General features: G+C 67.5%; 11 protein-coding genes. All 11 read right to left on the bottom strand.

The annotated features are described in order from the left end of the window. Window positions 1–64: 64 nt before the first annotated feature. Entirely contained in the window at window positions 65–592 is a 528-nt protein-coding gene (locus LCI23_RS01710; RefSeq protein WP_224942946.1) for a GNAT family N-acetyltransferase, read from the bottom strand. Next, entirely contained in the window at window positions 589–1,167 is a 579-nt protein-coding gene (locus LCI23_RS01715; protein WP_224942948.1) for a helix-turn-helix domain-containing protein, read from the bottom strand. The genes LCI23_RS01710 and LCI23_RS01715 overlap by 4 nt, the downstream gene beginning before the upstream one ends. A 106-nt stretch (window positions 1,168–1,273) precedes the next feature. Then, entirely contained in the window at window positions 1,274–2,851 is a 1,578-nt protein-coding gene (ahpF, locus tag LCI23_RS01720) for an alkyl hydroperoxide reductase subunit F (RefSeq protein ID WP_224942951.1), read from the bottom strand. Window positions 2,852–2,939: 88 nt separating this feature from the next. After that, the gene (gene ahpC / locus LCI23_RS01725; protein WP_224942955.1) at window positions 2,940–3,503 is read right to left on the bottom strand and encodes an alkyl hydroperoxide reductase subunit C; all 564 of its coding nucleotides are present in this window, start codon (window positions 3,501–3,503) and stop codon (window positions 2,940–2,942) included. Between the two features lie 230 nt (window positions 3,504–3,733). Beyond that, a complete protein-coding gene (locus LCI23_RS01730) occupies window positions 3,734–4,948 on the bottom strand; it encodes a hybrid sensor histidine kinase/response regulator (protein WP_224942958.1) in 1,215 nt (404 codons plus the stop codon). Beyond that, window positions 4,945–5,562, bottom strand: coding sequence for a chemotaxis protein CheB (locus LCI23_RS01735; protein ID WP_224942960.1), 618 nt, complete (start codon window positions 5,560–5,562; stop codon window positions 4,945–4,947). Before LCI23_RS01735 ends, LCI23_RS01730 begins: the two co-directional genes overlap by 4 nt. Then, window positions 5,559–6,350: a protein-glutamate O-methyltransferase CheR gene (locus LCI23_RS01740; protein WP_224943039.1), complete on the bottom strand. Its 792-nt coding sequence runs from the start codon at window positions 6,348–6,350 to the stop codon at window positions 5,559–5,561. Before LCI23_RS01740 ends, LCI23_RS01735 begins: the two co-directional genes overlap by 4 nt. A 47-nt stretch (window positions 6,351–6,397) precedes the next feature. After that, entirely contained in the window at window positions 6,398–9,907 is a 3,510-nt protein-coding gene (locus LCI23_RS01745) for a response regulator (RefSeq protein ID WP_224942962.1), read from the bottom strand. Between the two features lie 122 nt (window positions 9,908–10,029). Beyond that, a complete protein-coding gene (locus LCI23_RS01750; RefSeq protein ID WP_224942964.1) occupies window positions 10,030–12,594 on the bottom strand; it encodes an excinuclease ABC subunit UvrA in 2,565 nt (854 codons plus the stop codon). Between the two features lie 99 nt (window positions 12,595–12,693). After that, a complete protein-coding gene (locus LCI23_RS01755; protein ID WP_224942966.1) occupies window positions 12,694–13,944 on the bottom strand; it encodes a glycosyltransferase in 1,251 nt (416 codons plus the stop codon). A gap of 10 nt (window positions 13,945–13,954) precedes the next feature. After that, window positions 13,955–14,491, bottom strand: coding sequence for a pyridoxamine 5'-phosphate oxidase family protein (locus LCI23_RS01760; RefSeq protein ID WP_224942968.1), 537 nt, complete (start codon window positions 14,489–14,491; stop codon window positions 13,955–13,957). Window positions 14,492–14,543 lie beyond the last annotated feature (52 nt).

The raw sequence follows: 14,543 nt of genomic DNA on the forward strand, positions 1-14,543 counted from the left end.
CGCGGATGGTAGCGCCACGCCAAGCGTGCGCGGGCTTGGGCAGCGTTCCGGCTGCATCGCCTGCTCAGAGATGCTTGTAGAAGAAGCTCGTCGCGCAGAATGTGCCGTCGGGCATCAGCGCAAACTTCGGCACCACGCCCGCGCGCTGCCAGCCGGCCCGCGCGTACAGGCGTTCAGCGTCGCCGCCCGTCACCGTATCGAGCACCAGCACCGTTCTGCCCTCTTCCCGCGCCACCGCGTCGAGCGCCGCCAGCAGCCGCTGGCCGACGCCGGCGCGGCGCGCGCGGCGGTGCACAAGCATCTTGGCGACGTCGGCCCGGTGTGGCTGGTTGTCCGGCAGCGCCATGAGCAGCTGCACGGTGCCGGCGATGCGGCCGGCGCCGTCCTCGGCAACCAGCAGGGCGCGCTCGCCGCGGGCGACGGCGTCGGCCACGCCACGCCAGAACCCCAGCGCCCTGTCGCGCGCCAGCGGCAGCATGAAGCCCACCGAAGCACCCCCTTCGACGCAGTCGACCAGGACGTCGGTCAACGCCTCGACCGCGGCGGCGGCTTCGCGGGAGCCGAGGCGCCGTACGGTGATGGTGCCGCTCATGGCTTCCTCCAGTTCGACGTGACCAGGCTCACCAGGTAGCGCGCCGCCTTGCCGCCTGGATTATGGAAGCTGACCGGCCGGTCCACGCGCATGGCCAGGCAGTCGCCGGTATCCAGGTGCCATAGCGCGTCGCCGACCGTGATATCCATGCCTCCTTCGAGCATCCACACCTGCCGCTGGATGTCGACGTCGCGGGTCGAGCTGTCGAAGGCGACCCGCTGCCCGGGCGGGAACACCACTTCGACCAGCTGGATCGGAGACGGCGCCGCGGGCGACAGGTGGCGGCGCAGGTAGCCGCTCACGGGATCGGTCCATACCGGCTGCTGCGCGGCACGCGCCACTGGCGAGGGCTCGGAACTGTCACCATCAGGCTGCTCGAACAGCGAGGCGAGAGGAACCCCAAGGGCGCTGGCCAGCTTGTCGAGCACCGTGGCAGTGGCACTGCTCTCGCCGCGCTCGATGAGCGAAATGGTGGAACGGCCAACGCTACTCCGCTCGGCAAGTGTCGCCAGGGAGTGGCCACGTTCCTCGCGCAATGCCCGCACGCGGCGGGAAATCACATTGTTGATGTCCATGATTCCATCATACTGGATTATTTCTTCCAGTAAAGCGGATTCTACAGACAAAGAAACACGCCATCCCCATAACAGGAATGGCGTTTTTGCTTAGCCGGACGTCAGCTTACGCGGCCTTGGCTTGCTCGGTCTCGTCTTCCACCGGCAGGCGCATCAGGTAGTCGAATGCCGCCAGCGAAGCCTTGGCGCCCTCCCCCACCGCGATGACGATCTGCTTGAACGGCACCGTGGTGACATCGCCCGCTGCGAACACGCCCGGCACCGAGGTCTGGCCCTTGGCGTCGACCTCGATCTCGCCGTGCGCCGACAGGTCCATCGTGCCCTTGAGCCATTCGGCGTTCGGCACCAGGCCGATCTGGACGAACACGCCTTCCAGGTCAACGCGCTTGAGTTCGCCACTGTTGCGGTCCTTGTAGGACAGGCCGTTGACGATCTTGCCGTCGCCGTGGATCTCGGTGGTCTGCGCCGACTTGATCACGGTAACGTTCTTCAGCGAGTACAGCTTGCGCTGCAGGACCGCATCGGCACGCAGCTCGGCGCCGAACTCGATCAGGGTCACTTCCCTGACGATGCCGGCCAGGTCGATCGCCGCTTCGACGCCCGAGTTGCCGCCGCCGATCACGGCCACGCGCTTGCCCTTGAACAGCGGACCATCGCAGTGCGGGCAATAGGCCACGCCCTTGTTGCGGTACTCGCGCTCGCCCGGCACGTTGATCTCGCGCCAGCGCGCGCCGGTGGCAATGATCACCGATTTCGACTTGAGCACGGCGCCGCTCTCGGTATGCACCTCGATCAGCTTGCCCTCGACCAGCTTGCTGGCGCGCTGGGTGTTCATGATGTCGACCTCGTAGTGCTTCACGTGCTCTTCGAGGGCAACGGCGAATTTCGGGCCGTCGGTTTCCTTCATCGAGACGAAGTTCTCGATGGCGAGCGTATCGAGCACCTGGCCGCCAAAGCGGTCGGCCAGCACGCCGGTACGGATGCCCTTGCGGGCGGCGTAGATCGCCGCGGCCGCGCCGGCAGGACCGCCGCCGACGATCAGCACGTCGAACGGGTCTTTCTGGTTCAGTTCTGCGGCCTTGCGGGCGCCGGCCTTGGTGTCGATCTTGGCCAGGATCTCTTCCACGCTGGTGCGGCCCTGGCCGAAGTGCTGGCCGTTCAGGAACATCATCGGTACCGCCATGATCTGGCGCGCTTCGACTTCTTCCTTGAACACGCCGCCATCGATGGCGACGACCTTGATGCGCGGGTTAATCACCGACATCGAATTGAGCGCCTGCACCACTTCCGGGCAGTTATGGCAGGACAGCGAGATAAAGGTTTCGAAGACGTAGTCGCCTTCCAGGTTCTTGATCTGGTCGATCACGGCCTGGTCCAGCTTGATCGGGTGGCCACCCACCTGCAGCAGGGCCAGCACCAGCGAGCTGAATTCGTGGCCGAGCGGGATGCCGGCGAAATCCACGCCGATATCGGTGCCCACGCGGCGGATCGAGAACGAAGGCTTGCGGGCGTTGTTGCCATCATTGCGCACGGTGATCTTGTCGCTCAACGCGGCAATTTCGCGGAGCAGTTCATCCATGTCGCGCGCCTTCGGCGAATCATCCAGCGATGCAACGAGCTCAATCGGCTGCACCACTTTTTCCAGATAGGCTTGCAACTGCTTCTTGAGGGTTGCGTCCAGCATGATGTATTTTCCTTAAAATTCGTTAAACCAGACCAGAAAAGAAACGGGCCGCCGCGGCGGCCCGGCTCCGTACTACTGCACTACTTGCTTAGATCTTGCCGACCAGGTCCAGCGACGGGGTCAGGGTTTCCGCGCCTTCGGTCCACTTGGCCGGGCACACTTCGCCCGGGTGCGATGCGACGTACTGGGCAGCCTTGACCTTGCGCATCAGTTCCGATGCGTCGCGGCCGATGCCATTGTCGTGCACTTCCATGACCTTGATCTGGCCTTCCGGGTTCATCACGAAGGTGCCGCGCAGTGCCATGCCTTCTTCTTCGATCATGACTTCGAAGTTGCGCGCCAGGGTGCCGGTCGGGTCGCCGATCAGCGGGTAGTTCACTTTCTTGATGGCGTCCGAGGTGTCGTGCCATGCCTTGTGCGCGAAGTGGCTGTCGGTCGACACGCCGTAGACGTTCACGCCCATCTTTTCGAATTCAGGCTGGAAAGCAGCGAGGTCTTCTAGTTCGGTCGGGCAGACGAAGGTGAAGTCGGCCGGGTAGAACATCAGGATCGACCAGGTGCCCTTGAAGTTCTCTTCCGTCAGATCGATGAACTTGCCGTTGTGGTAAGCGGTGGCTTTGAACGGCTTGATCTGGGTGTTGATGAGGGACATGTAATCTCCTGTTTTCGGGTGGTTGAAAGATTTGATAGACGCCAGTGTACCGACCTGGACGACTTTTGTGAAATTGATTGATGCGATACTCGCGATTGATTTTAACTATCGTGCAAGTATTGCTCTTCCAATTCGAGGGCCATCACGCCGGCACGCCGGCGCAATCCGTGAAGTGTGGACGAAATGACAGCGGCGTGCAACCCGCGCTTCGTTTGGGCCGCTGCGCCGGCTCAGCTCATGGTGGCGGCCGGCACGGTCTGCTCGCAGGTCGGCAGCACCAGCGTGAACGTCGAGCCCTCGCCCGGCCTGCTCGTCACGCGCAGCTCGCCGCCGTGCGACAGCGCCAGCTGGCGCGAAATGTACAGGCCCAGTCCCAGGCCCTTGGGCTCGCCGTTGCGCGCGCCGCGCTCGTAGGGTTCGAAGATGCGTTCCAGGTCGTTCGGCGAAATGCCCTTGCCTTCGTCGCGCACGTGGATGCTGACCAGGTCCTGCGCATACTGCACGCTCACCTCGACCGGCTGGCCGCCGCCGTAGCGCAGCGCATTGGTGAGCAGGTTGACCACCACCTGCTCGATGCGGAACTCGTCCCAGCATCCCTGGACCGGCGGGTGCGGCAGCAGCGACAGCCTGCAGCCGGTGGCCGCGGCCTGCAGCGACAGGTCGCTCACCACCCGCTCGAGCAGGTCCATCAGCTGGACCTGGCCGGGCCGGATCGACAGCTGGCCGCTGCGCATGCGCGACACGTCCAGCATGTCGTCGATCAGGCGGATCATCGACTTGATCTGGCGCTCGTCGCGCCGGATCATGGCCTCGAACTGCTCCGGGGCGATGGTCGCCAGGGTGCCCCGCTTGAGCTGCAGGCTGCGCATCTGCGCTTCCAGGAACAGGGTGTTGAGCGGCGTGCGCAGCTCGTGCGCCACCAGCGACATGAACTCGTCGCGCATGCGCAGGGAGCGCTGCAGCTCTTCCTGGGTCTGGTGCAGCTCGCGCAGCAGGGTTTCCTGCTCCTGGCGGCTGTGCTCCAGGGCCGCCATCTGGCGCTGCATCTGGCGCCGCTGCTGGTCGAGCGTGACGAACACGTTGACCTTGCTGCGCACCGCATCGGAGTCGAGCGGCTTGTACAGGAAATCGACCGCGCCCGTCTCGTAGCCCTTGAAGGCGTAGTTCAATTCGCGTCCGGCGGCCGACACGAACACGATCGGGATGTTGCGGGTGCGCGAGGTCGAGCGCATCACCTCGGCCAGCTCGAAGCCGTCCATGCCCGGCATCTGCACGTCGAGGATGGCGAGCGCGAAGTCGTGCTCGAGCATCAGCGTCAGCGCTTCCTCGCCCGACGCGGCCTGGTACACCGCGCGGTCCTCGCCGCGGATCAGGGCATCCAGCGCGCGCAGGTTTTCCGGCAGGTCGTCGACGATCAGGAGTTTGCTCGGATCTTGGGAATTCATGGGGTCCTCAGCATGGGAAGCAGGGTCCGGATGCCGGACAGGGGCAGCACGAGATGCGGCGCGCAGCGGCGGATCGCTTCCTCGGGCATCGCGCTGGAGGAGGCCTCGGCCGGGTCCTGCACCACGGTCAGGCCACCGCGCTCGCGGATCCGGCGCATGCCGTCGGCGCCGTCGTGGTTGGCGCCGGTGAGCAGGATGCCGGCCAGGCGCGGTCCGTAGGCGTCGGCGGCGGACTCCATCAGCACGTCGATCGCCGGCCGCGCGAACTGCACCGGCGGCTCGCAGCTGAGCGAGAAGCAGCGCTCGCGCTCGACCGACAGATGATAGCCCGAACCGGCGAAATAGATCACCCCCGGCATCAAGGGCTCCTTGTCGCGCGCCTCGCGCACCGGCAGCGCGGCGCGCAGTTCGAACAGTTCGGCCAGGCGGCTGTCGCGGTCGGCCGGCACGTGCAGGATGCAGACCACGGTGGGGCCGTAACCGGCCGGCAGTTCCGGCAGCAGGCCGATCAGCGCGTCGACGCCGCCGGCCGAGCCGCCGATCACGACCAGCTCGATGCGCCGGCCCTGCAGCGCCGGACCGATATCGCCGATGCGGTCGGCCGCGCTGCTCATGCGGCGCTCTTGCGGTAGAGGCGCTCGCGCCGGGCCAGCACGTCGAAGCGCCCGGCGTAGCTGGAGAACTCGATGCTCTCCTTGCTGCCCAGGCCCAGGAAGCCACGGTAGCACAGCGACTCGTGGAACAGGCCCAGCACGCGGTCCTGCAGCTTGCGGTTAAAGTAGATCAGCACGTTGCGGCAGCTGACGAAATGGGTTTCCGAGAACACGCTGTCGGTGGCCAGGCTGTGGTCGGCGAAGGTCACGTTCTCGACCAGCGCACGGTCGAACAGGGCGCCATCGTAGGCCGCCGTGTAGTAATCGGAAAAAGCGCGCTTGCCCCCCGCCTTCTGGTAGTTCTCGGTGTACAGGCGCATGCGCTCGAGCGCGAACACGCCGCGCCGCGCCGCCTCCAGCGAGGCCGGGTTGATGTCGGTGGCGTAGATCAGGCTGCGTTCCAGCAGGCCTTCTTCCTGCAGCAGGATGGCGAGCGAATAGACCTCTTCCCCGGTGCTGCAGCCGGCGACCCACAGTTTCAGCGAAGGATAGGTCCTGAGCAGCGGCACCACATGCTCGCGCAGCGCGACCCAGTATTCCGGGTCGCGAAACATCTCGGTGACGGGAATCGTCAGGTACTGCAGCAGCTGGGCGAAGCCGTCCGGCTCGTGCATCACCCGGGCCTGCAGCGCGGACACGGTATCGCAATCCATCTCGCGCATCGCGACCAGGACGCGCCGCTTCTGCGAGGCCCCCGTATAGTCGCGGAAGTCGTAGTTGTACTTCAGGTAGACGGCCTCCACCAGCATCTTCAGCTCGATGTCGAAGTTGTCCGGCTCCTGCGGGTCGAGCGGCTTCACATGCGCTCCAGTGCCGGCATCCAGACCCGCAGCAGCGAGTACAGGCGCGACAGGTCGATCGGCTTGGCCAGGTAGTCGTTGGCGCCCGCGGCCAGGCACTGCTCCTGGTCGTCCTTCATGGCCTTGGCCGTGATCGCGATCACCGGCAGGCGGTCGAAGCGTCCGTCGGCACGGATGCGGCGCGTCGCTTCCAGCCCGTCCATGCCCGGCATCATCACGTCCATCAGCACCAGGTCGATGCCCGGCACCTCGTCCAGCTTGGCCAGGGCCTCGAAGCCATTGCGGCCTACCTCGACTTTCGCCCCACGCGACTCCAGTGCGCTGGTCAGGGCGAACACGTTGCGCACATCGTCGTCCACCAGCAGGATGGTACGGCCTTCGAACACACGGTCGCGTCCGCGCACCGCCTTCAGCATGGTCTGGCGCTCGGACGACAGCTCGCTCTCCACCTTGTGCAGGAACAGCGTGACCTCGTCCAGCAGGCGCTCGGGCGAACGCGCGCCCTTGATGATGATCGAGCGCGAATACTTGAGCAGCTGGGCTTCCTCGTCGCGCGTCAGGTTGCGGCCCGTGTAGACGATCACCGGCGGGAACGAGCAGACTTCCTCCCCCGCCATCCGTTCCAGCAGCTCGCCGCCCTGCATGTCGGGCAGCTTGAGGTCGATGACCATGCAGTCGAAGATCTGCTCCTTCAGCAGGGCCAGGGCCTCGCCGCCGGTGCCGACCGCGCGGATTTCGACGTCGGCGTCGGCGATCAGCTGCACCACGCTCTCGCGCTGGCGTTCGTCGTCCTCGACCAGCAGCACGCGCTTGATCTTCTGGCTCGATTTCTCCTGCAGCTTGCGGAACACCTCTTCGAGCTGCTCGCGGCTGGCGGGCTTGAGCGCATAGCCGATCGCACCCAGGTGCAGGGCCTCGCCGCCGTTCTCGACGCTGGAGACCACGTGTACCGGGATGTGGCGGGTGGCGGGATTGTCCTTCAGCTGCTGCAGCACCGTTAGGCCCGAGCTGTCGGGCAGGCGGATGTCGAGCAGCACCGCGTCCGGCTTCTGGCTGGCGGCCAGCGCCAGGCCTTCACCGGCGCTCAGGCCCACCAGGCAGCGGTAGTCGAGTTCGTGCGCCAGGTCGAACAGGATGCGCGCGAATTCCGGCTCGTCCTCGATCACCAGCACGGTGCGCCGGCCCGGTGCCGGCTGGTCGCGGTCATCCGGGAAGCTGGCCGGCGGCATGGTATCGGCGGGTCCGCCGCCTGCGGCCGGCGCGGCTGCGAACGCCGGGGCCGCGGCCGGCGCTGGCGCCGCAGCCGGCGCTGGCGGCGCACCGGGTGGCGGCAGCATAGGCGCGGCCGGCGGGGTGGCCGACACCGCGCCGCTGCGCGGCAGGCTGAGGGTGAACAGGCTGCCCTCGCCCGGCGTGCTGGCCACCGCCAGGCTGCCGCCCAGCAGGTTGGTCAGGTCGCGCGAGATCGACAGGCCCAGGCCGGTGCCGCCGAAGCGGCGGCTGGTAGTGCCGTCGGCCTGGTGGAAGGCATCAAAAATCTTGTCCTGCTGGTCGGGCGCGATGCCGATGCCGGAATCGCGCACCCCGAACTGCACCCAGCCCTCGGGCGTGGCCGACACCGTCATCTCGACCTGGCCGCTGTCGGTGAACTTGACGGCATTCGACAGCAGGTTCTTGAGGATCTGCTCGACGCGCTGGCGGTCGGTGGTGATCGCGGCCGGCACGTTCGGCGCCACCGTCACGCTGAAGGACAGCGACTTCTGGCGCGCCAGCGGCTCGAAGGTGCGCGCCAGGCCCTCGACCATGCGGCGCAGCGGCACCTCTTCCGGCAGCAGTTCGAGCTTGCCCGCTTCGACTTTCGAGATATCGAGGATGTCGTTGATCAGGTGAAGCAGGTCGTTGCCGGCCGAATAGATGGTCTGGGCGAAGCGCACCTGTTCCTCGCTCAGGTTGCCGCCCGTGTTATCGGCCAGCAGCTTGGCCAGGATCAGGGAACTGTTCAGCGGCGTGCGCAGCTCGTGCGACATATTGGCCAGGAATTCCGACTTGTAGCGGCTGGCGCGTTCGAGTTCCAGCGCGCGCTGGCGCAGCTGCTCCTGGGCGCCGGTCAGGGCCGCGTTCTTCATGTCCAGGTTCAGGGCCTGTTCGGCCAGCTGGTCGTTGGTGGCGCGCAGCTCGGACTGCTGGTTTTCCAGCGCCGTCTGCGACTCTTCCAGCGCGCGTGACTGCTCTTCGAGTTCCTCGTTGGCGGTACGCAGTTCTTCCTGCTGCACCTGCAGTTCCTCGTTCAGGGTTTGCGTTTCCTCCAGCGCGTGCTGCAGGCGCAGGCGGTACAGCACCGCCGCCATCGAGGCGCCGACCGCCGGCGCGATCAGTTCCATGAACTCGCGGTCGCGCGCTTCCACCTTGTGCAGGAAACCGATCTCGATCACGCCCTTGATCTTGCCATGATTGTGGACCGGGGCGATCAGGAGTTCGCGCGGCGCCGCATTGCCCAGGCCCGAGGCCACCTTGATGTAGCCGTCCGGCAGGTCGTGCAGCACCAGCGACCGGCGCTCGATGGCGGCGCGGCTGGCCAGCGAATCGCCCGGCATCAGGACCTGGGCGTCGTCGGCCTTGTCGAAGGCGAAGCCGTAGGCGCCGATGCGGCGCAGCACGCCGTCCTCGCCGTGCACGTACATGGCCGCCACCGCGCCGTCCAGGTAGCGTACCAGGTAGTTGAGGACGGCCTCGGCCAGCGGTTCCAGCGCGTGGATGCCGGCGCTCAGCGCGGCCAGCTCGGCCTGGCCGGAGCGCAGCCAGTCCTGGTGGCGCAGCTGGGCATTGTGCTCGGCCTCGTGTTCCAGCGTTTCCTGGTAGGAATCGGACAGCATCATCAGCTGGCGACGCCCGAACAGGGCCAATCCGACGCCCGCCAGCAGGCTCAGGACCAGGAATCCCACCACAGACCAGGTCGTGACGCGGCGCGCTTCGTCATTCCGTTCACGTAGCTGGCGCCGTTCAAGGTCGAGAAAATCCTCGAAGGAGCGGCGGATCTCGTCGGTCAGGATCTTGCCGCGGCCGCTGCGCACGGCGTCGAGGTAGCTGGGATCGTTGCGGCGGCGGCGCTCGATCATCTCGGCGGCAAACTCTTTCCACTGGGCCTGCGAGCCACGGATGCGCTGGATGCGCTGGATCTGGAACGGGTTGTCCGCCACCTGCTCGGTCATGATTCCGAGTCCGCTCTGCACGCGCTGCATCGCCAGCAGATAAGGGGAGAGGAAAGCTTCGTCCCCGGCCAGCAGGTAGCCGCGCATGCCGGCCTCCATGTCGGCCACCATCTTGCTGGTTTCCTGGGCAGTGCCGATCGCCCGCTCGGACTGCTCGACCCGGTTCAGGACATTGATCAGATAGGCGATGATGGCGACGAAGACGATCGCGGTGACGACGCTCAATCCCAGCGGCAAGGCCACATTGCGGGTCAGGATGCGGCGGAATTGTGAATTATCGATGGATGAGCCGGTCATTCGCTGTGGGAAATGCGGAAAAGTTAGGAAAAAAATATCCTAAGTGTAACGCATGACCCTGGTTTTGGTCACACAATTGAATGCACATCCAGCATCTCAATTGCATGCTGGAAATAGCATTCCTAGGGATGCGCCTGGCCGAGCTGGCGCGCCAGGTAGGGCGCCGTTCGGCTGGCCTTGCAGCGCGCCACCTCTTCCGGCGGCCCTGCACAGACCAGCTTGCCGCCTTCGTCGCCCGCGCCGGGGCCGACGTCGATCACCCAGTCGCATGCCGCCACCACCCGCATGGTGTGCTCGACCAGGATCACGGTGTTGCCGGCGTCGACCAGGCGGTCCAGCTGGAGCACGAGGCGGTCGGCATCGAACGGATGCAGGCCGGTGGTGGGCTCGTCCAGCACGTACAGGGTATTGCCCTTGCCAGCGCGCTGCAGCTCGGTCGCCAGCTTGATGCGCTGCGCCTCGCCGCCGGACAGTTCGGTGGCCGGTTGCCCCAGGCGCAGGTAGTCCAGCCCCACCTCGCGCAGCACCGCCAGCGCACGTTCGACCAGCGGCTCGCCCGCGAAGAAGTCGATCGCCTCGCCCACCGTCATGCCCAGCACCTCGGCGATGTTCCTGCCGCGGTAGCGCACCTCCAGCGTCTGCGCGTTGTAGCGCGCCCCCTCGCAGGTCGGACAGGGCGCGTACACGCTGGGCAGGAACAGCAGCTCGACCATGACAAAGCCCTCGCCGGCGCAGTGCTCGCAGCGGCCCTTGGCCACGTTGAAGGAAAAGCGCCCGGCGTCGTAGCGGCGCTTCCTGGCGTCCGGCGTGGCGGCGAACAGCTTGCGCACGCCGTCGAACAGGCCGGTGTAGGTGGCCAGGTTGGAACGCGGGGTACGGCCGATCGGCTTCTGGTCGACCCGCACCATGCGCCGGATGCCTTCCATGCCGGCCGCGATGCGTCCTTCGAGTGGCAGGGCCGCTTCCTGTTCCAGGCCGGCTTCCTCGCCCTCCGCCACCTCCGCCTCGGCGCCGCCCGGGCCGAGCGCGGCGCCTACCAGTTCCACCAGCACCTGGCTGACCAGGCTCGATTTGCCGGAACCGGACACGCCGGTGACCGCCGTCATCACTCCCAGCGGAAACGCGGCGCTGATGCCGTCCAGGTTATTGCGGCGCACCCCCTCCAGGCGCAGCCAGCCGGCCGGCTGGCGCGGACTGCGCGCTGCCAGCGGCGCCTCGCCGAACAGGTAGCGCCGCGTATGCGATGCCTCGACCGTCTTCAGTCCTTCCGGCGCCCCGCTATACAGGATCTGCCCGCCCTTCTCACCCGCCTGCGGGCCGACGTCGACGATCCAGTCGGCCTGGCGGATCACGTCGAGCGCATGCTCGACCACGAACAGCGAGTTGCCGGCCGCCTTCAGCTGGGCCAGCGCGTCGAGCAGGGCTTCGGTATCGGCCGGATGCAGGCCGGCCGAGGGCTCGTCCAGCACGTACACCACGCCGAACAGGTTGGAGCGTACCTGGGTCGCCAGGCGCAGGCGCTGCAGTTCGCCGGGTGACAGGGTCGGCGTGCTGCGGTCCAGCGCGAGGTAGCCCAGGCCCAGGTCGAGCAGCACGCCAAGGCGCGCGCACAAGTCCTGGGCGATGCGCTGGGTGACGATCATCTGTTCCGGGTGTTCTTTTGCGCGCGTCTTGTCCCTGGCCGCCTCGCCCGCCGCATAGGGCTTGAGCAGCTCGGCCAGCCGGGCCAGCGGCATGCGCGACAGCTCCATGATGTCGATACCGGCAAAGGTCACGGAGAGCGATTCCTGGCGCAGGCGCTTGCCGCGGCACAGCGGGCATTCGGTACTGACCATGTAGCGCGCCACCCGCTTCTTCATGGAGGCGCTCTCGGTATTCGCGAACGTCTGCAGCACATAGCGGCGCGCGCCGGTGAAGGTGCCCTGGTAGCTGGGGGTTTCCTTGCGCTTGAGCGCCGCCCTGGTTTCCTTCGGACTCAAGCCGGCATAGACCGGCACGGTCGGCGTCTCGTCGGTGAACAGGATCCAGTCGCGGTCCTTTTTCGGCAGCTCGCGCCAGGGGGTGTCGACGTCGTAGCCGAGCGTGACCAGGATGTCGCGCAGGTTCTGGCCGTGCCAGGCCGGCGGCCACGCCGCCACCGCTCGCTCGCGAATGGTGAGGGTATCGTCCGGCACCATCGACTGTTCGGTCACCTCGTACACCCGGCCCAGGCCGGAGCACTGTGGACAGGCGCCTTCGGGGGTGTTCGGCGAGAAGGATTCGGCGTACAGCAGCGCCAAGCCGGGCGGATAGTCGCCGGCGCGCGAATACAGCATGCGCAGCGAGTTCGACAGGGTGCTGACGCTGCCCACGGAGGAGCGCGCGGTGGGCGAGCCGCGCTGCTGCTGCAGGGCGACCGCCGGCGGCAGGCCGTCGATCGCGTCCACCTCCGGCACCGCCATCTGGTGGAACAGGCGGCGCGCGTAGGGCGAGACCGACTCCAGGTAGCGCCGCTGGGCCTCGGCGTACAGCGTGCCGAAGGCAAGCGAAGACTTGCCGGATCCGGACACCCCGGTAAACACCACGAGCGCACCGCGCGGGATGTCGACGTCGACGTTCTTCAGGTTGTGCTCGCGGGCGCCGCGTACGTGAACGTAGCCTTCCCGGCTCTCGCCCGCGGCGGACGGCGCAGTGGTCTTGTGGCGCATGGATTCCCCGGCATGGTCAGCTCGATGCCCTATTTCAACGCAGGCGCGCGGAACCGTCGGTGCGCTTCCCAACAGTGCGGCCAGGGCGGCCGGCTGCGCTCAGGCGGCCAGCGCTTCCAGGCGCCGGCACAGCGGCTCCAGGTCGGCCGGGCCGGCGATGGCGGACAGCCGGCTGCAGGCCTGCGCCACCGCGGCGTTGTCCAGCAGTGCCGCCAGGCGCTGCTCCAGCCGTGCCGGGGTCAGGCGGGTGGCGCGCAGGCTGGCGCCCACGCCCAGTGCCCGCACCCGCGCGGCATTGTCGAACTGGTCGTGCGCCAGCGGCACCACCAGCTGCGGCGTGCCCGCGCGCAGGGCTTCGGCCAGCGTGCCGATCCCGCCGTGGTGCACCAGCGCCGCCACCTGCGGCAGCAGCAGGCGCAGCGGCACGTAGTCCTGCCACAGCACGGAATCCGGCAGCTCGGCCGGCAGCTGCGCGCGGTGCGGCGTCAGCAGGATCGCGCGCCGGCCAAGCCGGGCGCAGGCCTGAAGCGCGCAGCGGAAGTAATGGGCCGCCTGGCGGTTGCCGGTGCCGGGCGTGAACACCAGCGGCGGCGCGCCCGCGGCCAGGAAGGCCGCCAGCTGGGGCGCCAGCGCGGCGTCGGGCGAAGGGTCGTACAGTGGAAAACCGGCGCGCAGCAGCGGCTGCGGCCAGTCCGGCTGGGTCGGTGCGAACCAGTCGGGGAACAGGGTCAGGGACAGGTCCGGCACCGCCATGATATGGCCGAGCAGGTCGCGTACCGGCGCCAGGCCGTGGGCGGCGCGCGCCGCGTTCACGTCCGGCAGCGCCACCGGATTGACCAGCCGCCGGGCCAGGCAGCGCCACAGCCAGCCGCGCACGTCCAGCGGTATCCAGCGCGGTACCGGCCATGGTCCGAGCAGCAGCGGGTCGTGCACGGTCGGCAGGTTCGAGGGCGCAAGGTAGGCCGCCGCCACCCGCAGACCGGGACGCAGCGCGCGGCACAGGTCGGCCTCGGGCAGGGCCAGCGGATGCACCAGCAGCAGCCCGCGCTCGTCCGGCGGCAGCGTGGCGGCGAAGGCCGGCAGCTGCGCCATGGCCGGGCGCGTGGCGCGCCAGACCAGGGGCAGGCCGCGGGTTGGATGCCACAGGTCGGGATGGTCGAGCACCGCTTCGTCGGCCGGCAGGCCGACGAAGCGCAGGCCGGTCGGCTCCACGAACGGGGCGTGCTGCACGGGACCGAGCATGCTGACCCGGTGCCCCGCATCCCGCAAGGCCAGCGCCACGCGCATGAAGGGAAACAGGTCGCCGGCCGAGCCGATGGTGGCGACGATGAAGTGACGTGAACCGGTCATGCGCCACCCGTCAGAAGCTGAGCGTGCCTTCGATCGAGTCGTCGAGCGTCTTGCCGAGGACGGCGCCCACCACCACCTTGGCCCCGGCGACGGCATCGCCGTGCTTGTTGTCCCAATAATAGCCGTGACGCGGAATCACGCGGATGGCGGTGATGCGCGGGTCGTCTTCGCCCTCGGTGAACCAGGTCTTGAGCATGAAATTCCACAGTTCACCGATGCGCCGGCGGTCCGTGACGAGCTCGGCGTGGCCGTCGACCTCGAGGAAGCCGGAGTGCGCGCCCTGCTGGAAATACAGCTTCACGCCGGGCTGCGCCGCGATCTCCGCGTTCTTGTGGCTGTCGTTGGCGCTGAGGAACCACAGGTGGCCCGCCTCATCCACTTCGCGCACGCTCATCGGCCGCACGCCCCGGTTCGGGCCAAGGCCGCCATCGGTGACGAAGAAGCAGCTGTCGGCATCCTTCGCCATCTCGCGCAGGCGCTGTACCGCCTGCGGGCCGCTGAGGTCGAGCCGGTTCGGTTCCGCCTGGTTGCGGTTGATCGAGTCCATCGCATCTCCTGCTAGCTTGTCGGATGGGTCGACTCTACCCGGAACACGATTG

The organism is Massilia sp. MS-15, from assembly GCF_020176695.1.
Taxonomy (GTDB): Bacteria; Pseudomonadota; Gammaproteobacteria; order Burkholderiales; family Burkholderiaceae_D; genus Telluria; species Telluria hydrophila.